Raw genomic sequence first — 26,005 nt, forward strand, 5'->3', positions numbered from 1 at the left:
GCATGGGTTCAGCAAACGCTGGCTAACGACGCCGGCAGGCGGTGAAAAGAGGCAAAATGTGCGTCGCTTCAAAGATCCAACATCAATAATACGGCGGTGCTTGCATTCGCAGGCACAACGTCGGAGACTTTATTGAAACGTTTCAGCGTCGTTGTTTGGCGGTTTTCCAAACGATTGCGCTTTTATTTCCCATTTAAGCTGAAACGATTCAACGTTCAGCAAGCGAGGAGAGGTATGTTTGATCTGTCATTGAAAGATATTCATCTCGGTGCTCAAGCGCAGAACAAGCAAGAGGCCATCGCCCAGGTTGCTTCAGCCCTGGCGCAAGCAGGCAGCGTCAGCGCGGGCTATGTTGACGGCATGCTGGCCCGCGAGCAGCAAACGTCCACCTTTTTAGGCAATGGCATCGCTATTCCCCATGGCACTACCGATACCCGCGATCTGGTGCTGAACACCGGCGTACAGGTTTTCCAGTTTCCCCAGGGGATTGACTGGGGCGACGGCCAAACCGCCTATGTGGTGATCGGTATCGCCGCCCGCTCCGATGAGCATCTCGCGCTGCTGCGCCAGTTGACCCATGTATTAAGCGATGACAGCGTAGCCGCCCGGTTGGCGACCACCACCTCCGCCGAAGAACTGCGCGGCGCATTGACCGGCGAGCGGCAGCCCGCGCCCTTCCTGTTTGATATTTCCCTGATGAGCCTGGATGTCGCCGCCGGCGATCTGATGACGCTAAAAGCGCTCAATGCCGGCCGGTTGCAGCAGGCCGGCGCGGTGGATGCCTCCTTTGTCAGCCAGGTTATCAGCGGGCAGCCGCTGAATCTGGGCCAGGGCGTCTGGCTCAACGATAGTACCGATGGCAATTTGGCCAGCGCCGTGGCCGTCAGCCGCCCGGCGGCGGCGTTCGACGCCGGCGGCGAGACCGTAGCGCTACTGGTGACCGTCGCCATGGCCGACGACCGGCCGCTGGCGGTGCTGAACGCCCTGGCGGATCTGTTATCGTCGGGCAACGCGTCCCGTCTGCTGACCGCCGACGGCCCGGCCCTGCTGGCATTGCTTAGCGGCGAAACCGCCGCCCCGGCATCGGCATCGCTGCACAGCGCGGAATTCGTGGTGCGCAACGAACATGGCCTGCATGCGCGGCCCGGCACCGCGTTAGTCAATGTGATCAAACAGTTCAACAGCACGATTACCGTCACCAACCTCGACGGCAGCGGCAAGCCGGCCAACGGACGCAGCCTGATGAAGGTCGTGGCCCTGGGAGTGAAGTGCGGACACCGGCTGCGTTTTACCGCCGACGGCGATGATGCTGAACAGGCGCTGAAGGCTATTGGCGAGGCGATTGCCTCAGGTTTAGGGGAGGGTGCGGCATGAGTAGGCGCGTTGCCACGATTACATTGAATCCGGCCTATGATTTGGTCGGTTATTGCCCCGAAATCGAACGCGGGGAAGTTAACCTGGTGCAAACGGCAGGACTGCACGCTGCGGGAAAAGGGATCAATGTGGCCAAGGTGCTTAAGGATCTCGGCATCGATGTAACCGTCGGGGGCTTTCTGGGCAAGGACAACCAGGATGGTTTCCAATTGCTGTTCAGCGATCTGGGCATTGCCAACCGTTTTCAGGTGGTGCAGGGGCGTACCCGCATCAACGTCAAGCTGACCGAAAAGCAAGGTGATGTCACCGATTTTAATTTTTCCGGGTTTAACGTCACGCCGCAGGATTGGGAGCGTTTCGTCAACGACTCGCTGACCTGGCTCGGCCAGTTCGATATGGTGGCGGTCAGCGGCAGCCTGCCGGCGGGCGTCCCGCCGGAAGCGTTTACCGAATGGATGATCAAGCTGCGCAGCCACTGCCCGTGCATAATTTTCGATAGCAGCCGCGAGGCGCTGGTGGCCGGCCTGAAAGCCGCCCCCTGGCTGGTCAAACCCAACCGCCGCGAATTGGAAATCTGGGCCGGGCGTAAATTACCCACCCTGTCCGATGTGGTGGTGGCCGCGCATGCGCTGCGCGAACAGGGCATTGCCCACGTGGTTATCTCGCTGGGCGCCGAGGGCGCGCTGTGGGTTAACGCCTCGGGCGCCTGGCTGGCCAAGCCGCCGGCCTGCGAAGTGGTCAGCACCGTGGGCGCCGGGGACTCCATGGTCGGCGGGTTGATCTACGGCCTGCTGATGCGCGAGTCCAGTGAACATACCTTACGTCTGGCCACCGCCGTGGCGGCGCTGGCCGTAAGCCAAAGCAATGTCGGCATCACCGATCGGCCGCAATTGGCCGCGATGATGGCCCGAGTCGATCTAAAACCTTTTAATGACCGGTTGGAGGCACAATGAAAACGCTGCTGAAAATAGACAGCTCGCTGGGGCAGGCCCGTAGCCACCTGGTGAAAAAAATACTGGCCGACGCCGCGCCCGACGCGGGTCTGACCCTGGTTGATTCCGCCGCCGACGCCGAGTTGATCGTGCTGGTGGGCAACGGCGCGGCCGATGCCGCCCTGAACGGCAAACGGGTCTATGCCGGCGATGCCTCCCTGGCGGCCAGCCGGCCCGGCGAATTCCTGGCGCGGGCGAAAACCGACGCCGCCCTTTATCAGGCGCCGGCGGCTAGCGCGCCAGCCGCGGCCGGGGCGGCGCCGAGCGTCGCGGGACCCAAACGGGTGGTGGCGATTACCGCGTGCCCTACCGGCGTGGCCCATACCTATATGGCGGCCGAAGCCATTGACGGCGAAGCGAAAAAACGCGGCTGGTGGGTGAAAGTGGAAACCCGCGGTTCAGTGGGCGCGGGCAATGCCATTACGCCTGAAGAAGTGCAGCAGGCCGATTTGGTGATTGTGGCCGCCGATATCGAAGTGGATCTGAGCAAATTCGCCGGCAAGCCCATGTATCGCACCAGCACCGGCCTGGCGCTGAAAAAAACCGCCCAGGAACTGGATAAAGCGGTGCTTGAAGCCAAAATCTATCAGCCCAAGCAGGGATCGAACGAAGCCGGCGATAATGACGAGAAAAAATCCTCTCCCGGCGCCTATCGCCATTTGCTGACCGGCGTGTCCTATATGCTGCCGATGGTGGTGGCGGGCGGTTTGTGTATCGCCCTGTCGTTTGTGTTCGGGATTCACGCGGCGGAACAGCCGGGTACCCTGGCGGCGGCGCTGATGCAAATCGGCGGTAAATCGGCCTTTGCCCTGATGGTGCCGGTGCTGGCCGGGTTTATCGCCTTTTCCATCGCCGATCGTCCCGGGTTGACGCCAGGACTGGTGGGCGGCATGCTGGCGGTCAGTACCGGCGCCGGTTTTATCGGCGGTATCATCGCCGGTTTCCTGGCCGGGTATGTGGCCAAGCTTATCAGCACCAAGCTGCCGTTGCCGCAAAGTATGGCCGCGCTTAAACCCATTCTGATCATTCCGCTTATCGCCAGCCTGGTTACCGGCCTGGTGATGATTTATGTGGTCGGCACCCCGGTGGCCAAGATCCTGACCGGCCTGACCAACTGGCTGCAATCCATGGGCACCGCCAACGCCATACTGCTGGGCGCGATTCTCGGCGCCATGATGTGCAGCGATATGGGCGGGCCGATTAACAAAGCCGCGTATGCCTTTGGCGTGGCCTTGCTCAGCACCCAGACCTATGCGCCGATGGCCGCGATTATGGCCGCCGGCATGGTGCCGCCGCTGGGTATCGCCGTCGCGACGCTGCTGGGACGCAATAAGTTTGATAAAACCGAACGCGAGGCGGGCAAAGCCGCTTTTGTTCTCGGCCTGTGCTTTATCTCCGAGGGGGCGATTCCGTTTGCCGCCCGCGACCCGTTCCGCGTTATCCCGTGCAGCATGATTGCCGGCGCGGTCACCGGCGCATTGTCGATGTTCTTCGGCGCCAAGCTGATGGCGCCGCACGGCGGGATGTTCGTGCTACTGATCCCGGGGGCGATTACGCCGGTGGTAGGTTACCTGATCGCCATTGCCGCGGGCACTCTGCTGCTGGGCGTGATGTACTCGATGCTCAAACGCCCGGATGCCGAACTGGCAAAAGCCCTGGCGTAGCATTGCCGGCTAAGGCGCGAGCGCGCCATCCGCGGCGCGCCGGGCTTTAGGCGGCTTGCCAACAATTTGACGGGGCGGCTTGCCGCCCCGTTTTGCTGCGATAAAAACACGTGCTGCGACGCCTGGGAACGCTATTGCCGGGCGGATAGCGATATGGAACAGGAGCGGTGATGAAACGGATTGATAAAATCTATGCCTGGATGTCCGAACAATTCGAACCCTTCACCCGCAATGAATTGCGTGAACGGGGCGGGTTTACCACCCAGGACATTGCCGAAGCCCTGGCGATACTGCGTAATAACGTTAGCTTTGAACTAAATAACCTGCTGCGCCTGGGACTGATTATTAAAATCAGGGGGCGGCCGGTGAGGTATTTACCCAAAGCCGGCATTGAACGACTGCTGGCCATTAAACTCGGCGAACCGTGCGGCGAATTCGCCGATCTTGCCGCTTTGCTTAACCCGGCCTCCTTGCCCGCGGCGCCGGTGGATGAAAAACCGGTAGCCGTGCGTGATAAAAACAACCCCTTCAGCATGTTGATCGGCGCCGACAGCAGCTTGAAAAATCTGGTCGAGCAGGCCAAAGCCGCCGTACTTTACCCCCCCAGCGGTCTGCATACGCTGATTACCGGTCAAACCGGCGTCGGTAAAAGCCTGTTTGCCTCGATGATGTTTAACTACGCCCGTTATGTCGGCCGCTTTGCGCCCGGCACCCCGTTTATTGTGTTCAACTGCGCCGATTACGCCATGAATCCCCAATTATTAATGGCCCATCTCTTCGGTTATGTTAAAGGCGCCTTTACCGGCGCCGGCGCGGACAAAGAGGGGCTGATTCAAAAGGCCGACGGCGGCATGCTATTTCTTGATGAAATACATCGCCTGCCGCCGGAAGGCCAGGAAATGGTGTTCTATTTCATGGATAGCGGCACCTATAGCCGCCTGGGGGAAACCGAACGCGGCCAGACCGCCAGCGTGTTGCTGGTGGGCGCGACCACGGAAGATCCCAAATCATCGTTATTGCAGACCTTTGTCCGGCGCATTCCGATTATTATCGATATCCCCACCTTCGAGCAGCGCAGCGCCAAAGAAAAAATCGAGCTGCTGAAGTTCCTGCTGGTAAAAGAAGCGCACCGCATCCAAAAGCCGATTCGCATCGATGCCGAAGCCATGAAGGCCCTGATCGGCAATACCGCGTTTGGCAATATCGGCCAGATGAAATCCAATGTCCAACTGGTGTGCGCCAATGGATTTTTGCATTGCCTGCATCAGGATACCGTCAGTATCGCTTTCCGGGATTTACCCGGCGAGGTAAAAAACGGCTTTTTTTACCTGAGCGGCAGACGCAGTGAAATGCAGCAAATCACCGATCGCCTGGAAAACGAACTGGTGGTCGGGCCGCAGGATGACTCCCGGTCGTTGCAGGAGGACGATCAATACGAACCTTCGTTTAATTTGTATAACGTGATCGAAGGCAAGGTCGGTTTTATGCAGGAACGGGGTATGTCCCATGATGAGATAGTGCGTTTTATCACGCTGGATATCAGTATTCATTTAAACAGCTTTTATCTCAAATTCCAGAACGGCAACCGCCTGCAGGAGAATATTCTCAAGCTGGTGAATGAAGATATCCTCGGCTTTGCCCAGACGATGAGAGTTCTGGTGGAGCGGGAACTGAACCAACGCCTTACTGAACGTTTTCTACTGGCGTTCAGCCTGCATTTGACCTCTTTTCTGGAACGGGTGAATAACCATTATCCGCTCGCCTATCCCAATATCGACAATGCGGTGAATAATCATGCCGTTGAATATGCCGTCGCCCTCAAGCTCAAGACGGCCATTGAGGAGAAATTTGCGGTAACCGTACCCGATATGGAAATTATTTACCTGACGCTGCTGATCGGTTCGCTGCTCAAGACGCAGCAGGAAGAACGGGTGGCGGTGCTGGTGGCCATGCACGGCAGCGGTACGGCCGGTTCCATGGCCAATGTGGCGCAAAAACTGTTGGGCGAAGGCGTGATCGACAGCATCGACATGCCGCTGGATCTGAGTCCGAAACTGGTGCTTGACCAGATGCGGCAGCGGATTAAAGATCTTAACCAGGGTAAAGGGGTGCTGTTATTGGTGGATATGGGATCGCTGAGCGGCTTTGGCGACATAATTATGCAGGAAACGGGGATTCCGGTCCGCACCCTGACCATGGTTTCCACCCCTACCGTAATCGAAGCCGTGCGGAAATCCGCCGGTATGGATATGGATCTCGACGATATTTATTTTTCATTATGCGATTTTAAAGGCTACGGCAATTATCAAAAAACCGCCCAGCAGCAGGATACGTCGGGTTTGCTGCAAAAAGTCGAGGCGATACTGAGCGTGTGCTCCACCGGCCAGGGCACCGCCGAAAAATTGAAAATCTTTGTCGACGGCATGCTGCAAGGCATGGGGCGCGGTGATATCAACGTAATAGCCATGTCCCTGGGCGAAATTGAACAACAGCGCGCAACGCTTATGGGACGCTATCGGTTTATCATGGCGCTGGGGATCGCCGACCCGCGCATCGGGGCCCCTTACCTAACGCTGGAACAGCTATTTTCCAGCGATGGGGAAGCACAGTTTACGCGCCTGGTGCAACATTACCCCGTGACCGCGCCAGCGGTTAAACCCCATGCCATGGTGCGCAAAATCAGCGAAGAGAGCATGAATGAATTCATCACTTATCTCAACCCGCACAAGATAGTCGAGCCGATACTGGAATTTATCAGCCTGCTGGAAACGCTGGAGCGCCGATCGTTTGATAATGGCATGAAAATCAGCCTGAGCGTGCATATCGCCAGCGCGCTGGAACGGATGATCCGTAATACCGGCCTGGTTTATCAGGGCCGGCTGGCTGACGTGCAGCAGCAACGTCTCCAGGCATATCGGCAGGCAGCATCGTGTTTTGAAAAAAAACTCGCGCTTACTCTGGATGATAGCGAACTGGCTTATTTGCTGGAAATCGTCACCGAATTAAGCAATCGCAGGTGCGTGCCTGAAGATAATGATTTGTGATAAAGATCACTCTAAATAGCCATTTCGCCGCGGCAGGCTGGCATTATTTAACGCCATAATTTTACTATCCACTTATGTTGCGAATAATTGACAGTGTATTACCCCTGTTTAATACACTGCCGTTGTTTGGTCTCAGCGATTCCTTGCCAGTGTATCAAGCCGCTAATAGCGTATCATTTTATTTTGTATTGGCTGGCCAAGCCGCGCCGGCTGCGGAGTGGGCGTAATACAGAATAATGGCATGGTTGTTGCTATATATTTAGCGGGATTATTTAGCATTTCGTTGACGGGAAATTAAGACGATGAATACAGCAATTATCATTGCTACCCACGGCGCCGCTGCCGAACCCCTATTAAATACCGCGCAAATGATTATCGGGGCGCAGGACAATGTCGGTTTTATCACTTTTATGCCGGGTGAAAACGTCGATACGTTGGTACAAAAATACCGGGCGCTGTTACCCGGGCTGGATACCCACGACGGGCTGCTGTTTTTGGTGGATATGTATGCGGGCAGTCCGTTTAACGCGGCCAGCCTGCTGGCGGTGGACCGGCCCGATTGGGATGTAATCACCGGCGTCAGCGTGCCGATGCTGATTAATTTGTTTCTGGAACGCGAGGGTTTCGAGAATTATGAGCAGTTGGTGAATGCCACCATCGAAATGGCGAAAGAGGGTGTGAAGTCGTTAAAACAAAGTCTGAAAAATAATAACGATGTGGATGAGGAACTTTAAATGAATATTTTACTAGTGCGGATTGACGATCGTTTTATTCATGGCCAAGTGGTGACCCGCTGGATAAAAGAGTATCCCGCCGAACGTTTAATTGTGGTGTCCGATGCGGTGGCGGCGGATGAGTTGCGTAAATCATTATTGATTTCCGTTGCGCCATCGAATATGAAAGCCAGCGTGGTATCGGTGGATAAAATGATTAAAGCCTGGGGCAGTCCGCGTTACGAAAACGTCACGGCGTTTTTATTATTCGAAAACCCAACCGATATTTTACGCATGGTGGAAGGCGGCGTAAAAATCGACAGTATTAACGTCGGCGGCATGCGGTTTGAAAACGATCGTGAACAAGTCACCAAATCGGTCAGCGTTACCGGCCAGGATATTGCCGCATTCCGGGCCTTGCAGCAATTGGGCATTAAACAGGAATTACGTCAATTACCTTCCGACTCTCCCGTCGATTTCATGACTAAATTAAAATAAATGAGGGGATCATGACTACATTACAAATCGTTTTATTGTTGCTTATTGCCGCCATTACCGGCATGGGCAGCGTGCTGGACGAAGGGCAGACCCATCGGCCGCTGATTGCCTGTACCCTGGTCGGCTGGGTGCTGGGCGATCTCACCACCGGCGTGATTTTGGGCGGCACCCTGGAGATGATGGCGCTGGGATGGATGAACGTCGGGCTGGCGATGGCGCCGGATACGGCCATTGCGTCGGTGATTTCCACTATTTTGGTGATCAATACCCACCAGGGGATTGGCGAGGGCATAGCGATTGCCGTGGCGCTCGCCGCCGCCGGACAGGCGCTGACGATTTTTGTCAGGACCACCACGGTGTTCCTGATCCACCGTGCGGATGCCTATGCGGAACATGGCAATACCCGCGGTATTGAGATCATGCATATTACCGCGCTGTGCTTCCAGGCGTTACGGGTCATGATCCCCACCTTTATCGTGGCGTTGATGAGCGTGGACTCGGTACGCATGATGTTGAACAGTATCCCGCAGGTGGTGACCCACGGCTTGCAGATTGGCGGCGGCATTATCGTGGTGGTGGGGTATGCCATGGTGATCAATATGATGAGCGTTAAATATCTGATGCCGTTTTTCTTCGCCGGTTTTCTGGTCGCGGCCTTTACCGGCTTTAACCTGGTGGGCCTTGGCGGCATGGGGCTTATCGGCGCGCTGCTCTATATGCAGCTTAATCCGAAATACCAGCCCAAAACCACGGCGCCCGCCGCCCATCCAGCCGGTGGCGCGGCTTCGCTGAACGACGAAGACGATCTGGACGCATAATGAAGGAGAATGCCATGACTACGCAACCGGTCACCCTGGGTGCCAAAAAACTGAGCAAAGGCGATATTTTCAGCATGTTCCTGCGTTCCAATTTCCTGCTGGGCTCGTTTAACTTCGAGCGTGTGCAGGCGCTGGGCTATTGCTTCATCATGATACCGGCCATCAAGCGGCTGTACGGGCCGGGCGCGGAGCGTAACGAAGCGCTAAAACGCCACCTGGAATGGTTCAACACCCAGCCCTTTTGCAGCGCGCCGATTTTAGGGGTTACGGCGGCGATGGAAGAGGAAAAGGCCAACGGCGCCAATATCGACGGTAAAAGCATCAGCGGTGTTAAAGTTGGTTTGATGGGGCCATTTGCCGGCGTGGGCGATCCGATTTTTTGGGGCACCATCCGCCCGGTGCTGGCGGCGCTTGGCGCCTCCCTGGCCTTGAGCGGCAGCATTTTCGGCCCGCTGTTTTTTTTCCTGGCGTTTAACGCCATCCGCTTGCCGGTAAAATATTACGGCTTGAAATATGGCTACGTGAAAGGGCGCGAGATCCTGGCGGATTTAGGCGGCAATCGCATTCAGAAACTTACGGAGTCGGCGTCGATTCTGGGACTATTCATCATGGGGGCCCTGGTGTGTAAATGGACCACCATCAATGTGCCGATCGTGGTATCGCGTATTCCCGGCGCCGACGGCCAAATGGTGGTCACCACGGTGCAAACTATCCTCAATCAGCTACTGCCGGGCATGCTTCCGTTGATATTGACCATGCTGGTGGCAAAATTATTACGTAAGAAAGTTAATCCGCTGCTGATGATCATCGTGATCTTTATTATCGGTATTCTGGGGTATTGGGGCGGGGTGCTGGCCTAGCCGCCAGGCCGGCCTAACGCCTCGGCCCGCCGTAACGGCTTTCATGGATGAGAGCCGTTTTTGCCATGGACGCCTTTTACTTACCAAGGCATTCCGGCCGGTTTTATCCTCAGAACGCCTTGCTTTGCAACGCCCATACCGCCGCTTCCACCCGCGATTTCAGCCGCATTTTTTTCAGCAAATGCTTCACATGCACTTTGACGGTGCTTTCGGAAATATCCAGCCGGCGGGCTATCATCTTATTGGGCAATCCCAGCGCAATCAGCTTGAGGATATCGCGCTCGCGCGGCGTCAACTGCTGCAAATCCTGGGCGGGGCCCGGCCGGCCTTCGCGCAGGCTGGCGGCCAGGACCGGCATCAGCGCGTCGCTTAACACCATCTTGCCCGCCGCGGCCTGGCGCAGGGCGACCAGCAAATCCTCCGGTTCCATATCTTTAAGCAAATAACCGTCGGCCCCGCGCTTGAGCGCCGTGATCACGTCATCCTCATGGTTTGATACGCTAAACACCACGATCCGTCCCGACAGCGAGAGCTGGCGCATGCGATCGAGGGTATCCAGCCCGTTCATGCCCGGCATATTCAGGTCAAGCAGGATCAAATCCGGGTCCCACTGCGCCGCCAGTTCGATGCCCTGGGCGCCGTTGGTGGCTTCGGCAATGACTTTCAGGCTGCGGTCCATGGCGATAAGCTGCCTGACGCCGCTGCGCAGCATGGGATGATCGTCGATCAGTAAAATCGTGGCCGCTTCGGATTCGGTAACGTCCGGTCCGTTGATGTCTGGTTCGCTCATGTTCGGGTCCTGGTCATGGGGGCTGCGGACTGCGGGCGCACGCTGACCCGCACCTCGGTACCGCCGCTCGGCCGGCGCGCCACCCGGCAGCTGCCTTGCAGGCTATGGGCCCGATCCTGCATGATAATCAGGCCGTAATGATGCAGCCGCCGGTGTTCATCCGGCAGGCCGCGGCCGTTGTCCCGGATACTGAGGATCAGCTCTCCCGCCTCCAGGGTTACCGCCACGTCAACCTTGGTGGCCGCGGCATGCTTGACGATATTATTCAGCGCCTCGCGGGCGATTTGCACCAAATGGATTACCTGGTGGGAACCGGCCGTCCTGGCGGGCAGCCGGTAGTCGAAATCAATAGCGAATCCCAGCCGGGCCGAAAACTCATCCACCGCCATTTGCAATGCCGCCCGCAGGCCGGGTTCGGTCTGGCGCAGGCGAAAGGTGGTCAGGAGTTCCCGCAGTTGGCGATAAGCGGTGTTCAGCTCATCGCGCATTTGCCGCATCAAAAGCTTATTTTCCGGCGTGCTGTCCGCGCTTTGCATTTGCAGGCAGCCGATTTGCAATTTCAGGCAGGAGAGCGACTGGGCGAGGCTGTCGTGCAACTCCCCGGCGATGGCGGTGCGCTCCGCCATCAATAACAACTGTTGCTGATGCTCGGCCTGGCGCTCCAGCGCCAGCGTGCTGGTCAGCTGTTCAATCAGCGTATTCACCAACTGCTGTTGGGCATCGTCCATGGCCTGTTGCAGCGGGTAGCGCGCCAGCATCAGGCCGTACTGCCCCAATTTATCGTGCAGGCTCCAGCTAAGCTGCTGCGGCTCGGCTTCGGGGGATAACCCCTGCATCACCGGATGGGACGCCACTTCCCCCGGGTGCTCCGGCGCCGGCTGGCCGTCAGCCGGACCGGGAGGATTTACCCCCCCATCGCCGTCGTTTTCATACAGCCGGATCTGGATTTCCCGCAGCGGGGTAAGGGTTTGCAGCTCATCGAGCACCGGCACCAGGCGGCCGGACAACGGTTCGCTGGTATGCAGCCGGCGGCTGGCGCGGTACAAAAAATCCAGCACGCGGTTTTTTTGCCGCAGATCGGCGGTTTTATCCGCCACCCGCTGCTCCAGTTCGGCATACATTTCAGATAGCGACTGCGACATACTGTTCAGGGTCAAGCCAAGCTGGTCCATTTCATGATGGCCCTGGCGGCCGGCTCGCGCGGGCAGGGGATAACGCTGGCTGAAGTCGCCGCGGCTGACGGCCTTGGCCTGGTTGAGCAACCGCCGCCAGGGGCGCAGCAAACGGCGGCGCAAATAGCCGATGGTGCAGGCCAATACCAGCAGGGTCAGGCCAATCACCACTTTTTGCACCAGCGCCACCAGCATCAGCCGGTGCTCGGTATTGCGATCCAGCGCCGACACCAATAAATCCAACTGACGCACAAACTCCGCCACGCCCGCGGCGGCGTCCTGCGGACGTTGCGCCTGTATAAGCAATGGTTTGAGCCGGTCGAGCCAGTAAGCGCGCAGGGCGAGATATTGCGGAGTCAGGCGCTCGCGGCGCACCGGTTGCTGCAAATCGTCGCTGAGCTGATCCCCCTCCAGTTCGGCGATAAACGCCGCGCTTTGGCCATCCAGGGGCACCCGGGACAGCAGGCGGTAACTTTGCATGCGCAGCGAACCGGCCTTATTAATCGCATGGGCGTTGCCCTGCATGCTTTCGGCCATCCACAGCGACAGGCTCATCCCGCCGATGCCCAACAGGCCCAACAGCAACATCAGCAGGGCGACTTGCTGAACGATGGAGACTGGCGCAAACAGACGTTTTGTCATAAAGCGGCGATCCTTGAACCGATGGTGAAACCGGACCCGGCGGCATGGGCTGTACGGCTATTGTTTATCATCCCCGCCGATTACCCTATACCCCTTTTGGAGTACCCACAAATAGCCGGCGCCGGCCCGGTGACTACCCCTGCCGGCGGCGGAGGGCTATAACCAAGTGAATACTAGGGTTTTTATCGATTTAACCCTGTACTTATAAAGGATATGGGCCGCCGGCAGCGCCGAATGCCATCGGATTGTCCATTGATTTGCATCAAGTTTGCTCCCGGCCGGGTTGCCTAGGGTAGCGGGAATACAGAGGCATTTTAACCCGTCCGAGGCTCCTATGATCCAACTTTCACGTTCAGCCGGCGCGCCGCGCAGCGGCGTAATCCAGAACTGGCAGCCGGAACAGCCCGATTTCTGGCGCACCCAGGGCCAGGGCATCGCCCGGCGCAATCTGTGGATTTCCATCTATTGCCTGTTACTGTCGTTTTGCGTCTGGATGCTGTTTAGCGCGGTGGCGGTAAATCTTAACAAAGTAGGGTTTGATTTCTCCACCGACCGGCTGTTTTTACTCACCGCGCTGCCGGCGGTTTCCGGCGCCATCCTGCGCGTGCCGTACTCGTTTATGGTGCCGCTGGTGGGCGGACGCCGCTGGACGGCGCTCAGCACCCTGTTTCTGGTGATCCCCTGCGTATGGCTGGGCCTGGCGGTGCAAAATCCGCAGACGTCCTTCGGCGTTTTTGTCACCATTGCCCTGCTGTGCGGTTTCGCCGGCGCCAACTTCGCCTCCAGCATGGCGAATATCAGTTTTTTCTTCCCCAAATCCCGGCAGGGCAGCGCGCTGGGGCTTAACGGCGGCATGGGCAACCTGGGGGTAAGCGTTATGCAGCTGATTGCGCCGCTGGCCATCTCGTTTTCCCTGTTCGGGCTGTTTGGCGCCACCGGCCGGCAGCAGGCCGACGGCAGCCAAATCTGGCTGGAAAACGCCGCCTGGATATGGGTGCCGCTGCTGCTGATCGCCACCCTGGCGGCCTGGTTCGGCATGAACGATCTCGCCACCTCGAAAGCGCCGCTCAAACAACAGCTGACGGTGCTTAAACGCGGCCATATGTGGACCCTCAGCGTGCTTTATCTGGCCACCTTCGGTTCATTTATCGGTTTCTCCGCCGGTTTCGCCATGCTGACGAAAACCCAGTTTCCCGATATGCAGATCCTGCATTACGCCTTTTTCGGCCCGTTTATCGGCGCCCTGGCGCGCTCGGCGGGCGGGGCGCTGTCCGACCGCTTTGGCGGCATTCGCGTGACCATGGCGAATTTCGTGCTGATGGCCGTGTTTGCCGCGCTGCTGTTCCTGACCCTGCCTTCCGGCGGCCAGGGCGGCTCGTTTGCCGCGTTTTTCACCGTCTTTATGCTGCTCTTTATCACCGCTGGCCTGGGCAGCGGTTCCACGTTCCAGATGATCGCGGTGATTTTGCGTAAATTGACGCTCGATCGGGTCAAGGCCCGCGGCGGCAGCGACCAGGAGGCGCAGCACGAAGCGGTAACCGATACCGCCGCTTCCCTGGGCTTTATTTCCGCCATCGGCGCGGCGGGGGGCTTTTTTATTCCTAAAGCGTTCGGCACCTCGCTGGCCTTGACCGGCTCGCCCGCCGGGGCGATGAAAATCTTCCTGGTGTTTTATGTGGTTTGCCTACTGCTCACCTGGCTGGTTTACGGCCGCAATATCAATAAAGGCATGGCGACTAAAAAACCGCGCTGAACGCCAGACGGCCCGCCGTCGCCTATCTCGGCGCGGCGGCGGGCCGCACCGAATATAACCGCTAGGTCCGCAGGACTTACCTTTCAGGAGAAGACCGGATGAGCAAATTTCTCGATCGGTTCCGTTATTTCAAACAGCTGGACCAGACCTTTGCCGACGGCCACGGCCAGGCGATGAACGCCAACCGCGACTGGGAAGAGGGCTATCGCAGCCGCTGGCAGCACGACAAAATCGTGCGCTCCACCCACGGCGTGAACTGCACCGGTTCATGCAGCTGGAAAATCTATGTCAAAAGCGGACTGGTCACCTGGGAAACCCAGCAAACCGACTATCCGCGCACCCGCCCGGATTTGCCCAATCATGAACCCCGCGGCTGCCCGCGCGGCGCCAGCTACTCCTGGTATTTGTATAGCGCCAACCGGCTGAAGTATCCGCTGATGCGCAAACTGCTGCTGATTCAGTGGCGCGAAGCCAGGGCGCTGTATGCCGACCCGGTGGATGCCTGGGCGGCGATGATGAGCGATGCCGACGCCGTGAAACGCTATAAGCAGGCGCGCGGACGCGGCGGGTTTATCCGTTCAAGCTGGCCGGAGGTCAATGAGCTGATTGCCGCCGCCAATGTCTACACCGCCAAAACCTACGGCCCCGATCGCATTATCGGCTTCTCGCCGATCCCGGCGATGTCGATGATCTCTTATGCCGCGGGCGCCCGCTATTTATCCCTGATCGGCGGCGCCTGCCTGAGCTTCTACGATTGGTATTGCGATTTGCCGCCCGCGTCGCCGATGACCTGGGGCGAGCAGACCGACGTGCCGGAATCCGCCGACTGGTACAATTCGTCCTATATTATCGCCTGGGGTTCCAACGTGCCGCAAACCCGCACCCCGGACGCCCATTTCTTTACCGAAGCCCGCTACAAGGGCACGAAAACCGTGGCGATCACCCCCGACTATGCCGAAATCGCCAAACTGTGCGATCAATGGCTCAGTCCGAAGCAAGGCACCGACAGCGCCATGGCCCTGGCCATGGGCCACGTGATTTTGCAGGAGTTCTACCTGCGCCGGCCGAGCGCATATTTCCTGGATTATGTGCGCCGCTACACCGATATGCCCATGCTGGTCATGCTGGAGCCGCGCGCGGCGGGCTATTATGCCGCCGGGCGCATGCTGCGCGCCGCCGATCTGCCGGGCGCGCTGGGGCAGCAAAATAATCCGCAATGGAAAACCGTCGCCCTGGATGAAACCAGCGGCCAGTTGACGGTGCCGCTCGGTTCCATCGGTTTCCGCTGGGGCGAGCAGGGCAAATGGAACCTGGAACAGCGCGACGGCGGCAACGGCCAGGACGTCAAACTGCAGCTTAGCCTGATTGACGGCTATGATCGGGTGGTGGAAGTGGGGTTTCCCTACTTTGGCGGCACCCCCAGCGAACATTTCAGCCCGGTGCCCCTCGATGACATCCTGCGCCATAAACTCCCGGCCAAACGCCTGGCGCTGGCGGACGGCAGCGAGGTGCTGGTCGCCAGCATCTACGATCTGATGCTGGCCAATTACGGCGTGGAGCGCGGCCTGAATGATGAAAATTGCGCCCGCGACTACGACGATATCAAAGCCTATAGCCCGGCCTGGGCCGAGAAAATCACCGGCGTGTCCCGGCAGAACATCGCCCGTATCGCCCGTGAATTTGCCGATAACGCCGATAAAACCCACGGTCGGTCCATGATCATTGTCGGCGCCGGTATGAACCACTGGTATCACATGGATATGAATTACCGCGGGCTGATCAATATGCTGGTGTTTTGCGGCTGCGTCGGGCAAAGCGGCGGCGGCTGGGCGCACTATGTGGGGCAGGAAAAACTGCGCCCGCAGACCGGCTGGCTGCCGCTGGCGTTTGGCCTGGACTGGCAGCGTCCGCCGCGCCATATGAACAGCACCTCCTTCTTTTATAACCACTCCAGCCAATGGCGTTATGAAACCCTGGCGCCGCAGGAATTGCTGTCGCCGCTGGCGGATAAGTCGCGTTATACCGGCAGCCTGATTGATTTTAACGTGCGCGCCGAGCGCATGGGCTGGCTGCCGTCGGCGCCGCAGCTGAACGTCAATCCGCTGCATATCGCCGCCCGGGCCAGCGGCGCCGGCATGTCGCCGGTGGAGTATACCGTGGCCGGGCTGAAATCCGGCGCGCTGCGCTTCGCCGCCGAGCAGCCGGATAATCCGCAGAACTTCCCGCGCAATCTGTTTGTGTGGCGTTCCAACCTGCTGGGTTCGTCCGGCAAAGGCCATGAATACATGCTCAAATACCTGCTGGGCACCGAGAACGGTATCCAGGGCGAAGATCTCGGCCGGCAGGGCGGGGTGATGCCGGAAGAGGTGGAGTGGCGGGAAAACGGCGGCGAAGGCAAGCTGGACCTGGTGGTCACGCTGGATTTCCGCATGTCGAGCACCTGTCTTTATTCCGATATCGTGCTGCCTACCGCGACCTGGTATGAAAAAGACGACCTGAATACCTCGGATATGCATCCGTTTATCCATCCGCTGTCGGCGGCGGTGGACCCGGCCTGGGAATCGAAAAGCGACTGGGAAATTTACAAAGGCATCGCCAAGGAATTCTCCCGGGTATGCCAGGGGCATTTGGGTCTGGAAACCGATGTGGTGACCCTGCCGATTCAGCATGACTCGGCCGCCGAACTGGCGCAGCCGCTGGGCGTCGAGGACTGGAAAAAAGGGGAATGCGAACTGGTGCCGGGTAAAACCGCGCCGCATATCATGGTGGTGGAACGGGACTATCCGAACACCTACGAACGATTCACCTCCCTGGGCCCGCTGCTTGATAAGCTGGGCAACGGCGGCAAAGGCATCGGCTGGAATACCCAGACCGAAATCGATTTCCTGAAAAAACTCAATCTGACCAAAGCCGACGGCGCCGCCGCCGGACGTCCCAATATCAATACCGCCATTGACGCCGCGGAGGTGATTTTATCCCTGGCGCCGGAAACCAACGGGCAGGTGGCGGTGAAAGCGTGGGCGGCGCTCAGCGTCTTTACCGGCCGCGATCATCGCCATCTGGCGCTCAATAAGGAAGACGAAAAAATCCGTTTCCGCGACCTGCAGGCGCAGCCGCGCAAGATCATCTCCAGCCCCACCTGGTCCGGACTGGAGGATGAACACGTATCTTATAGCGCCAGTTATACCAATGTGCATGAGCTGATCCCATGGCGCACGCTCTCCGGCCGCCAGCAGCTCTACCAGGATCATGAATGGATGCGCGCCTTCGGCGAAAGCCTGCTGGTGTACCGGCCGCCTATCAATACCCGCGCCGCGCAGCCGCTGCTTAACGCCAAGCCCAACGGCAACCCGGAAAAAGCGCTTAACTTCCTGACGCCGCACCAGAAATGGGGAATTCATTCCACCTTCAGCGAAAATTTGCTGATGCTGACCCTATCGCGCGGCGGCCCGATTATCTGGCTGAGCGAAGACGACGCGCGGGAGCTGCGCATCGATGATAACGACTGGATCGAAGCCTTCAACGCCAACGGCGCGCTGATTGCCCGCGCGGTGGTCAGCCAGCGGGTGCCGTCCGGCATGACCATGATGTATCACGCCCAGGAACGCATCATTAATATCCCCGGCTCGGAAATCACCGGCCAGCGCGGCGGTATCCATAATTCCGTGACCCGGGTTTGTCCTAAGCCCACCCATATGATCGGCGGTTACGCCCAGTTGGCCTACGGCTTTAACTATTACGGCACCGTCGGGTCCAACCGCGATGAGTTCGTGGTGGTGCGCAAAATGGATCGCATCGACTGGCTGGATGGTGAACACCGCGATGATGCCCAGGGCAATGCGGCGGCCGGGACTTTGCGCCGCCAGGAGAAAGCCAAATGAAAATTCGCTCCCAGGTCGGCATGGTGATGAACCTCGACAAATGTATCGGCTGCCATACCTGTTCGGTGACTTGTAAAAACGTCTGGACCAGCCGCGAAGGCATGGAGTATGTGTGGTTCAACAATGTGGAAAGCAAACCGGGCATCGGTTATCCCCAGGCCTGGGAAGACCAGGAAAAATGGCGCGGCGGCTGGATACGTAAAATCAACGGCAGGTTGCAGCCGCGCATGGGAGGCCGCGTGGGCGTGCTGGCGAATATTTTCGCCAATCCCGATGTGCCGCAAATCGACGACTACTACGAACCTTTCGATTTCGACTACCAGAATCTGCATACCGCGCCGCAGGGCAAGCACCAGCCCATCGCCCGGCCGCGCTCGCTGATCACCGGGCGGCGCATGGACAAGATTGTCGGCGGTCCGAATTGGGAGGATATCCTCGGCGGCGAATTCGAGCAGCGCTCCAGGGATAAAAATTTCGATCGGATGCAAACGGCCATGTACGGCCAGTTCGAGCATACCTTTATGATGTATTTGCCGCGCTTATGCGAGCATTGCCTTAATCCGGCGTGCGTGGCGACCTGCCCGAGCGGCGCCATCTACAAGCGGGAAGAGGACGGCATCGTCCTGATCGATCAGGATAGGTGCCGCGGCTGGCGCATGTGCCTGACCGGTTGTCCGTATAAGAAGATCTATTTCAACTGGAAAAGCGGCAAATCGGAAAAATGCATTTTCTGCTACCCGCGTATCGAAGCCGGCCAGCCCACCGTGTGCTCGGAAACCTGCGTCGGCCGTATCCGCTATCTCGGCGTGCTGCTATATGACGCCGATCGCATCGAGCAGGCCGCCGCCGTGGCCGGCGAACAGGATCTCTACCAGAGCCAGCTGGATATTTTTCTCGACCCCCACGACCCGCAGGTTATCGCCCAGGCGCTGAAGGATAGCGTACCGCAGGGAGTGATCGACTCCGCGCAAAAGTCGCCGGTCTATAAGCTGGCCATGGATTGGAAACTGGCGCTGCCGCTGCATCCGGAATACCGCACCCTGCCCATGGTGTGGTATGTGCCGCCGCTTTCTCCCATCCAGTCCGCCGCCGATGCCGGCGAACTGGCCCATAGCGGCGTGCTGCCGGATGTGGAAAGCCTGCGTATCCCGGTGCAGTACCTGGCCAATCTGCTGACCGCCGGCGATACGGCGCCGGTGCTGCTGGCGCTAAAACGCCTGTTGGCCATGCGCCACTATAAGCGCGCCGAGACGGTGGACGGGGTAACCGATACCAGCGCGCTGGAGCAGGTGGGTTTGAGCGAGGCGCAGGCGCAGGAAATGTACCGTTACCTGGCCATCGCCAACTATGAAGATCGGTTTGTCGTGCCGTCCAGCCACCGCGAGCTGGCCCGCGAGGCGTTCCCCGAAAGCAAAGGCTGCGGTTTCAGCTTCGGCGACGGATGCCACGGCAGCGATACCCGGTTCAACTTATTTAACAGCAAGCGCATCGATGCCGTCGATGTCAGCAGCAAGACCCGCCGTGGAGCTCAGCATGATTAGTGTAAACATCGTTGGCCGTTTATTGGATTACCCCGATGAAGCGCTGTGGGCCGCCCAGGATGAGCTGGCGGCGGCGCTGGCGGCTACGCAACCGCCGGAATCGCTGTGCGCGGCCCGCCTGACGGCGTTTATCCGGAGTTTTTGCGCTGGCGGGCTGCTTGACGCCCAAGAGGCTTACTGCGAGCTGTTCGACCGCGGCCGCGCCACCTCGCTGCTGCTGTTCGAGCATGTCCACGGCGAATCGCGCGATCGCGGCCAGGCGATGGTGGATCTGCTGGCGCAGTACCGGGAAGCCGGACTGGAGCTGGACAGCCGCGAACTGCCGGATTTCCTGCCGCTCTACCTGGAATATCTCGCCAGCCTGCCGATGGAGCAGGCCCGGGCGGGTCTACAGGATATTGCCCCGATCCTGGCGCTGATCGGCGCCCGGCTGCATAAGCGGGAGAACCGCTACGCCGTGCTGTTCGACTTATTGCTGGAGTTTGCCGGCAGCGAGCTGCGCGGCGCCAGCATGGAGGGGGCGGTGGCCGGCGAAGCCCGGGACGATACCCCGGCGGCGCTGGACGCCGTATGGGAAGAGGAGCAGGTGAAATTTAGCGCCCCGCCGGAGTGCGCCTCCGGGGAACAGGCGCGCCACCAGCGCCGCTTTGCCGGCGCGGTGGTCCCGCAATATTTGCCTAATGATTTCGGTTCAGAAGGAAAATAACCATGCATTTTCTCAATCTGTTCTTTTTTGATATTTATCCTTATATCGCCGGGACCGTTTTCCTCATCGGCAGCTGGCTGCGCTACGATTACGGCCAATACACCTGGCGCGCCGGATCCAGCCAAATGCTGGACAAAAAGGGTATGCGGCTGGCGTCCAATCTGTTCCATATCGGTATCATCGGCATTTTTTTCGGCCACTTGTTCGGCATGCTGACGCCGCACTGGGTATATGAACCGTTTTTATCCATCGCCTTGAAGCAGAAGCTGGCGATGGGGGCGGGGGGGATCTGCGGGCTACTGACCCTGGCGGGCGGCGGATTGTTATTAAAACGCCGGTTGCTGAATCCGCGTATCCGCGCCACGTCGAGCGCGGGGGATATTATGATTCTTACGCTGCTGGTGGTGCAGGTGATCCTGGGGCTGATAACCATTCCCTTTTCCGGCCGGCATATGGACGGCGCGGAGATGATGAAACTGGTGGGCTGGGCGCAGGCGGTGGTGTCTTTCAGCGGCGGCGCGTCGGCCCATCTTGAGGGCGTGGCGCTGATTTACCGCCTGCATATCATCCTGGGCATGACGCTGTTTGTGCTGTTTCCGTTTTGCCGCCTGGTGCATATCTGGAGCGCGCCGGTGGAATACCTGACGCGGCGTTACCAAGTGGTCAGGAACCGGCGCTGATGGCGTGAAACCGCCGGTTCAAAGCGGCGGTTCGCGTGACAAAACGCGCGGCCGCGTTAGTTTTTCGCCTGGGATTTCAGCCAGGCGATTTCCTCCGGCCAGAGATCGGGGGAGACGGTTTCCAGGATCATCGGCATATTGTCAAAGCGCTTATCGCCCATTATCCAGCTGAAGGCGGTGTGGCCGATATTCCCCTGGCCCAGGCTGTGGTGGCGATCGACCCGGCTGTTAAAGGCGCTTTTGGCGTCGTTGAGATGCATGCCGCGCAGATAGGAAAACCCGACGGTATGCTCAAACTGGGTAAAAGTATGGCGGCAGGCTTCCTCGGTGCGTAAATCATAGCCGGCGGCAAAAGCGTGGCAGGTATCGATACAAACGCCTACCCGGCTTTTATCCTCCACCCCGTCGATAATCGCCGCCAAATGTTCAAAGCGGAACCCTAAATTGCTGCCCTGGCCGGCGGTGTTTTCGATCACCGCCGTCACCCCGGCGGTTTTCTCCAGGGCAATATTGATGGATTCGGCAATCTTCGCCAGGCACGCGTCTTCATCGATTTGTTGTAAATGGCTGCCGGGATGGAAGTTCAGCAGCGTCAGGCCCAACTGCTGGCAGCGCGTCATTTCGTCAATAAACGCCGCGCGGGATTTTTCCAGCGCTTCCGCCACCGGATGGCCGAGGTTGATCAGGTAGCTGTCGTGCGGCAGGATTTGGCCGGGTGCAAAATGGTATTCTTCGCAGGCCGCGCGGAATTTGTCGATATCCTCGTCGCTTAGATCGGCCGCTTTCCACTGGCGCTGGTTTTTGGTAAATAAGGCAAACGCCGTGGCTTCCAGCTCATGGGCGCGCACCACCGCCCGATCCGCTCCGCCCGCCGCGCTGACATGGGCACCAATAAACTTCATGTGACTCTCCTGTTATTAGCTCAGCGTTTATTAACTCAGCATAGCAATTAACTCGGCTTAGCTATCCGCGTTGTTCCGTTGATAATGCCGTTAATATGCGCCGATGCCAAACAAACATCATGCTCAACCGAACAATCGCTGGATACCGAGGTTGACCAGGGCGCCGCCGGCCATCAGCCAAACGAATAACAGCAGCGCCAGCAGCAGGGGGCGGATGCCCGCGCGGCGCAACCCGCCGATATGCGTCGTCAGCCCCAGGGCCGCCATGGCCATGGCCAGCAGCCAGGTGTCGAGGCTATTAATCCCGGCAATCAGCCGCGGCGGCAATAAATGCAGGGAATTAAAAGCGGCCACCAGGATAAACAGCAACGCAAACCACGGCAGGGCGATGGGCCGCGCAGGCGCCGCCTGACCGCGCCCGCGCCGTACCCAGGCCGACAGCAATAACAGGAACGGGGCGAGCATCATGACCCGGATCATCTTGCCGATCACCGCGGCGTTTTCCGCTGCGGGACCGATGGCGTGGCCCGCCGCCACGACCTGCGCCACTTCGTGCATGGTCGAGCCGGTAAAAATACCGAAAGTTTGCGGGGTAAACGGCAGCCAGTGATAGTGCAGGTTCAATTGGTAAAACGCCGGGTAGATAAAAATGGCCGCGGTGCCGAAGATCACCACCGTGGCTACCGCTACGGCGACTTTGTCGGCGCCCGCCCTGAGCACCGGCTCCGTGGCCAGTACCGCCGCCGCGCCGCAGATACTGCTGCCGGCGCCAATCAGCATGGCGGTATCCGTATCCAGTTTAAACACTTTGCGTCCCAGCCAGCAGGCCAGCAGAAAAGTCGAGCAGAGCATCACGAGATCGATAATGATGCCGGTGGCGCCGACCGCGTCGATTTGCTGAAAAGTCAGGCGAAAGCCGTACAAAATAATGCCCAGGCGCAATAGCCGCTGTTTGGCGAATTGCACCCCTTCGTCGCAATGGCGGCGCAGCGGCGGGTACAGGCTATTCCCCGCCAAAATGCCGGCCAGGATTGCCATCGTCAGGGCGCTCAGGCCGAGCCGGGTAACGGCCGGTATCTCTCCCAGGCGCACCGCCAGTAAAGTGATGGCGGCGGTCAGCAGCAGGCCGGGAAGATAATGGCCGCCCAGTTGCATGGGCAGCAGGGCGGGGGGCAGGGCAAGACGCTGTGACATAGGGACGTTCCTCATATATGCCGTTATAGGCCAAGCTTAAATAGGACTGGCATAAAAGAGAAATTGATTATATGTTTATAACCTATCGTTATTAGTGGTTAAGCCACGGTTTGCACCCACCGTCGACAAGGTATCCCGATGCATATCACCCTGCGCCAGCTGGAAGTCTTTACCGAGGTGGTAAAAAGCGGATCGACCATCCATGCGTCCGCCCGGCTGTCGCTATCGCAGTCCGCCGTCAGCGCCGCCCTGACCGAACTGGAAAACCAACTGGCCCTGCAAGTTTTCGACCGGGTAGGTAAACGCCTGGCCATCAATGAGCACGGCCGGCTGCTTTATCCCAAGGCCGTGGCGCTGCTTGAACAGGTCATGGAGATCGAACAGCTGTTCCTGGGGGGCAATGGCGCGCTGCGCCTGTTTGCCAGCAGCACCATCGGCAACTATATCCTGCCGGAAATGATTGCCGGCTACCGGCGCGATTATCCGCAAACCTCGCTGGAGCTCCAGGTGGGCAACAGCCAGGACGTGGTCAATGCGGTCATCGATTTCCGCGTGGATCTGGGACTGATCGAAGGTCCGAGCCACCAGCCGGATCTGGTGACACAGCCCTGGCTGCAGGATGAGCTGGTGGTGTTCGCCGCGCCGGATAATCCCCTCGCCGGGCGCCGGCTGGCCCTGGATCAACTGGCCGATGCGCCGTGGATTTTGCGCGAGCAGGGGTCGGGCACCCGCGAAATAGTGGATTATCTGCTGCTGGCCAGGTTACCCCATTTTACCCCGGTCATGGAGTTGGGGAATTCCGAGGCGATCAAGCATGCGGTGCGCCACGGGCTGGGCATCAGTTGCTTGTCGCGGCGGGTGGTGGCGGAAGCGCTGGCGCTGGGCACCCTGGTGACGCTTGATCTGCCGTTGCCGCCTTTAATGCGCACTTTGTATCTGGTGCATCATCGGCAAAAACATCTGTCGCAGGCGTTGACCCGTTTCCGCGACTATTGCCAGGCCTATGGCTAAGCGCGCGGGTTGCGCTAAAAACCGGCGATATCGGCCTGCGCGGCTTATAATCGCCCGCGGATTATGAAGGTCTCTTATAACCGGCGCGCAACGCTATCGCCCACCGCCTGATTTGCTACAATCCGCCCTCGATTTTTGTACGGATACCAGAACAACCATGCTTCATAACCGCATCGAATCCCAGGTCGTTCCCGGCCTGCGGCGTGAACTTAAAGCGCGGCACCTGACGATGATCGCCATCGGCGGTTCAATCGGTACCGGGCTGTTTGTCGCCTCCGGCGCCACCATTTCCCAGGCGGGGCCGGGCGGGGCGCTGCTGTCGTATATTCTGATCGGGCTGATGGTTTATTTCCTGATGACCAGCCTGGGCGAACTGGCGGCCTATATGCCGGTTTCCGGCTCCTTTTCCACCTATGGCGCCCGTTATGTCGAGGAAGGGTTCGGTTTTGCGCTGGGCTGGAACTACTGGTACAACTGGGCGGTGACCATCGCGGTGGATTTGGTGGCTTCGCAGCTGGTGATGAACTATTGGTTCCCCACGGTGCCAGGCTGGATCTGGAGCGCCCTGTTCCTGGCCATCATGTTTTTGCTCAACGCTATTTCGGTCAAGGGTTTTGGCGAGGCGGAGTACTGGTTTTCCCTGATTAAAGTGGTGACGGTGGTGATTTTTATCGTGGTGGGGGTGCTGATGATTATCGGTATCCTGCGCGGCGGCGAAAGCGCCGGCTGGCATAACTGGCAGGTGGGGGACGCGCCTTTCGCCGGCGGCTTCCCGGCCATGATCGGCGTGGCGATGATTGTCGGTTTCTCTTTCCAGGGCACCGAGCTTATCGGCGTGGCCGCCGGCGAATCCGCCGATCCGGGTAAAAATATCCCGCGCGCGGTGCGCCAGGTATTCTGGCGCATCCTGCTGTTCTACGTGCTGGCGATCCTGATTATCAGCCTGATCATCCCCTATACCGATCCGAACCTGCTGCGCAATGATGTCAAAGATATCACCGTCAGCCCCTTCACCCTGGTGTTCCGCAATGCCGGTTTGCTTTCCGCCGCCGCGGTGATGAATGCGGTAATCCTGACGGCGGTGCTATCGGCCGGCAACTCGGGCATGTATGCGTCCACCCGCATGCTCTATACCCTGGCCTGCGAGGGCAAGGCGCCGAGGATTTTCGCCAAGCTCTCCAAAGGCGGGGTGCCGCGCAACGCGCTTTACCTGACCACCGCCATGGCCGGCATGTGCTTTTTAACCTCCATGTACGGCAACCAGACGGTGTATCTGTGGCTGCTCAATACATCGGGCATGACCGGTTTTATCGCCTGGCTCGGTATCGCCATCAGCCACTACCGCTTTCGGCGCGGTTATATTTTCCAGGGACGCCAGCTCAGCGATTTGCCTTATATTTCCGGGTTTTTCCCCCTGGGCCCGATTTTTGCCTTTGTGCTGTGCCTGCTGATTACCCTCGGGCAAAACTACCAGGCGTTTTTGCAGGATCGCATCGACTGGTACGGCGTCACCGCCACCTATATCGGCATTCCGCTGTTTCTGGCGATTTGGCTGGGTTACAGATGGCGCCACGGCTCCCGCCTGGTGCGCTATCAGGATATGATTTTCCCCGATCGCCCCGCGCATCCGGCCATTGACCAAAAGACGCGCGTTTAAGCGCCGTCCGACGCCCGGCGGCGCCCGCCGCCGGGTATGCCCTAGCGTAGCCTGCCGTTAAATCCTATGTAAAACATGCTGTTACATTTTATTGCGCCTCGTAAAACCTCTGT

General features: G+C 58.9%; 17 protein-coding genes and 1 pseudogene. 14 read left to right on the plus strand and 4 right to left on the minus strand.

Annotation, left to right across the window (positions count from 1 at the left end):
- The first annotated feature begins 234 nt into the window (after positions 1–234).
- The 7 genes and pseudogenes from fruB (at position 235) to ACL2XP_RS07085 (ending at position 9,963) form a co-directional block, all read left to right on the plus strand.
- Positions 235–1,374, plus strand: coding sequence for a fused PTS fructose transporter subunit IIA/HPr protein (gene fruB / locus ACL2XP_RS07055; protein WP_413737933.1), 1,140 nt, complete (start codon positions 235–237; stop codon positions 1,372–1,374).
- Complete coding sequence (gene fruK, locus ACL2XP_RS07060; protein WP_413737934.1) at positions 1,371–2,327, plus strand: 1-phosphofructokinase; 957 nt, start codon at positions 1,371–1,373, stop codon at positions 2,325–2,327. Before fruB ends, fruK begins: the two co-directional genes overlap by 4 nt.
- Positions 2,324–4,030, plus strand: a complete 1,707-nt coding sequence (gene fruA / locus ACL2XP_RS07065) for a PTS fructose transporter subunit IIBC (protein WP_413737935.1) — start codon at positions 2,324–2,326, stop codon at positions 4,028–4,030. Before fruK ends, fruA begins: the two co-directional genes overlap by 4 nt.
- A 170-nt stretch (positions 4,031–4,200) precedes the next feature.
- Positions 4,201–7,074, plus strand: coding sequence for a sigma 54-interacting transcriptional regulator (locus ACL2XP_RS07070; RefSeq protein WP_413737936.1), 2,874 nt, complete (start codon positions 4,201–4,203; stop codon positions 7,072–7,074).
- 302 nt (positions 7,075–7,376) lie between these two features.
- Positions 7,377–8,285 (plus strand): annotated as a pseudogene (locus ACL2XP_RS07075) (mannose/fructose/sorbose PTS transporter subunit IIB).
- A gap of 11 nt (positions 8,286–8,296) precedes the next feature.
- Complete coding sequence (locus ACL2XP_RS07080) at positions 8,297–9,103, plus strand: PTS mannose/fructose/sorbose transporter subunit IIC (RefSeq protein WP_413737938.1); 807 nt, start codon at positions 8,297–8,299, stop codon at positions 9,101–9,103.
- 14 nt (positions 9,104–9,117) lie between these two features.
- Positions 9,118–9,963 (plus strand): mannose/fructose/sorbose PTS transporter subunit IID, encoded by an 846-nt coding sequence (locus ACL2XP_RS07085; RefSeq protein ID WP_413737939.1) that lies wholly within the window; start codon positions 9,118–9,120, stop codon positions 9,961–9,963.
- Between the two features lie 109 nt (positions 9,964–10,072).
- Here the strand turns inward: ACL2XP_RS07085 and narL are convergent, their stop codons facing one another.
- Together narL and narX are read right to left on the minus strand one after the other, a co-directional pair.
- Entirely contained in the window at positions 10,073–10,753 is a 681-nt protein-coding gene (gene narL, locus ACL2XP_RS07090; RefSeq protein ID WP_413737940.1) for a two-component system response regulator NarL, read from the minus strand.
- Positions 10,750–12,567: a nitrate/nitrite two-component system sensor histidine kinase NarX gene (gene narX, locus ACL2XP_RS07095; protein WP_413737942.1), complete on the minus strand. Its 1,818-nt coding sequence runs from the start codon at positions 12,565–12,567 to the stop codon at positions 10,750–10,752. Before narX ends, narL begins: the two co-directional genes overlap by 4 nt.
- A 334-nt stretch (positions 12,568–12,901) precedes the next feature.
- Between narX and ACL2XP_RS07100 the strand changes: the two genes are divergently transcribed.
- The 5 genes from ACL2XP_RS07100 (at position 12,902) to narI (ending at position 21,128) form a co-directional block, all read left to right on the plus strand.
- Positions 12,902–14,320: a NarK family nitrate/nitrite MFS transporter gene (locus ACL2XP_RS07100; RefSeq protein WP_413737944.1), complete on the plus strand. Its 1,419-nt coding sequence runs from the start codon at positions 12,902–12,904 to the stop codon at positions 14,318–14,320.
- 98 nt (positions 14,321–14,418) lie between these two features.
- Complete coding sequence (locus ACL2XP_RS07105) at positions 14,419–18,201, plus strand: nitrate reductase subunit alpha (protein WP_413737946.1); 3,783 nt, start codon at positions 14,419–14,421, stop codon at positions 18,199–18,201.
- Positions 18,198–19,742 (plus strand): nitrate reductase subunit beta, encoded by a 1,545-nt coding sequence (gene narH, locus ACL2XP_RS07110; RefSeq protein WP_413737948.1) that lies wholly within the window; start codon positions 18,198–18,200, stop codon positions 19,740–19,742. The genes ACL2XP_RS07105 and narH overlap by 4 nt, the downstream gene beginning before the upstream one ends.
- Positions 19,735–20,448: a nitrate reductase molybdenum cofactor assembly chaperone gene (gene narJ / locus ACL2XP_RS07115; protein WP_413737949.1), complete on the plus strand. Its 714-nt coding sequence runs from the start codon at positions 19,735–19,737 to the stop codon at positions 20,446–20,448. The genes narH and narJ overlap by 8 nt, the downstream gene beginning before the upstream one ends.
- Before the next feature lie 2 nt (positions 20,449–20,450).
- Positions 20,451–21,128, plus strand: coding sequence for a respiratory nitrate reductase subunit gamma (gene narI / locus ACL2XP_RS07120; RefSeq protein ID WP_413737950.1), 678 nt, complete (start codon positions 20,451–20,453; stop codon positions 21,126–21,128).
- Between the two features lie 56 nt (positions 21,129–21,184).
- Here narI and nfo read toward each other — a convergent pair whose 3' ends face one another.
- A complete protein-coding gene (gene nfo / locus ACL2XP_RS07125) occupies positions 21,185–22,030 on the minus strand; it encodes a deoxyribonuclease IV (RefSeq protein WP_413737952.1) in 846 nt (281 codons plus the stop codon).
- Between the two features lie 123 nt (positions 22,031–22,153).
- The gene (locus ACL2XP_RS07130) at positions 22,154–23,224 is read right to left on the minus strand and encodes a YeiH family protein (protein WP_413737954.1); all 1,071 of its coding nucleotides are present in this window, start codon (positions 23,222–23,224) and stop codon (positions 22,154–22,156) included.
- Between the two features lie 138 nt (positions 23,225–23,362).
- On the opposite strand from ACL2XP_RS07130, the gene yieE reads away from it, so the two are divergent.
- On the plus strand, positions 23,363–24,235 hold the full coding sequence (yieE, locus tag ACL2XP_RS07135) for a DNA-binding transcriptional regulator YeiE (protein ID WP_413737956.1): 873 nt from the start codon (positions 23,363–23,365) through the stop codon (positions 24,233–24,235).
- Positions 24,236–24,392: 157 nt separating this feature from the next.
- Positions 24,393–25,892 (plus strand): amino acid permease, encoded by a 1,500-nt coding sequence (locus tag ACL2XP_RS07140; RefSeq protein ID WP_413737957.1) that lies wholly within the window; start codon positions 24,393–24,395, stop codon positions 25,890–25,892.
- Positions 25,893–26,005: the final 113 nt, after the last annotated feature.

Source organism: Sodalis sp. RH21, from assembly GCF_047324175.1.
Lineage (GTDB): Bacteria > Pseudomonadota > Gammaproteobacteria > Enterobacterales > Enterobacteriaceae > Acerihabitans.

Excerpts from the sequence above, each read along its gene's own strand:
- narL (WP_413737940.1), bottom strand. The coding sequence starts at position 10,753 with ATGAGCGAACCAGACATCAACGGACCGGACGTTACCGAATCCGAAGCG.
- fruK (WP_413737934.1), top strand. The coding sequence starts at position 1,371 with ATGAGTAGGCGCGTTGCCACGATTACATTGAATCCGGCCTATGATTTG.
- narH (WP_413737948.1), top strand. The coding sequence starts at position 18,198 with ATGAAAATTCGCTCCCAGGTCGGCATGGTGATGAACCTCGACAAATGT.
- narI (WP_413737950.1), top strand. The coding sequence starts at position 20,451 with ATGCATTTTCTCAATCTGTTCTTTTTTGATATTTATCCTTATATCGCC.
- nfo (WP_413737952.1), bottom strand. The coding sequence starts at position 22,030 with ATGAAGTTTATTGGTGCCCATGTCAGCGCGGCGGGCGGAGCGGATCGG.
- yieE (WP_413737956.1), top strand. The coding sequence starts at position 23,363 with ATGCATATCACCCTGCGCCAGCTGGAAGTCTTTACCGAGGTGGTAAAA.
- narX (WP_413737942.1), bottom strand. The coding sequence starts at position 12,567 with ATGACAAAACGTCTGTTTGCGCCAGTCTCCATCGTTCAGCAAGTCGCC.
- narJ (WP_413737949.1), top strand. The coding sequence starts at position 19,735 with ATGATTAGTGTAAACATCGTTGGCCGTTTATTGGATTACCCCGATGAA.
- ACL2XP_RS07070 (WP_413737936.1), top strand. The coding sequence starts at position 4,201 with ATGAAACGGATTGATAAAATCTATGCCTGGATGTCCGAACAATTCGAA.
- ACL2XP_RS07140 (WP_413737957.1), top strand. The coding sequence starts at position 24,393 with ATGCTTCATAACCGCATCGAATCCCAGGTCGTTCCCGGCCTGCGGCGT.
- ACL2XP_RS07085 (WP_413737939.1), top strand. The coding sequence starts at position 9,118 with ATGACTACGCAACCGGTCACCCTGGGTGCCAAAAAACTGAGCAAAGGC.
- ACL2XP_RS07105 (WP_413737946.1), top strand. The coding sequence starts at position 14,419 with ATGAGCAAATTTCTCGATCGGTTCCGTTATTTCAAACAGCTGGACCAG.
- ACL2XP_RS07130 (WP_413737954.1), bottom strand. The coding sequence starts at position 23,224 with ATGTCACAGCGTCTTGCCCTGCCCCCCGCCCTGCTGCCCATGCAACTG.
- ACL2XP_RS07080 (WP_413737938.1), top strand. The coding sequence starts at position 8,297 with ATGACTACATTACAAATCGTTTTATTGTTGCTTATTGCCGCCATTACC.
- fruA (WP_413737935.1), top strand. The coding sequence starts at position 2,324 with ATGAAAACGCTGCTGAAAATAGACAGCTCGCTGGGGCAGGCCCGTAGC.
- fruB (WP_413737933.1), top strand. The coding sequence starts at position 235 with ATGTTTGATCTGTCATTGAAAGATATTCATCTCGGTGCTCAAGCGCAG.
- ACL2XP_RS07100 (WP_413737944.1), top strand. The coding sequence starts at position 12,902 with ATGATCCAACTTTCACGTTCAGCCGGCGCGCCGCGCAGCGGCGTAATC.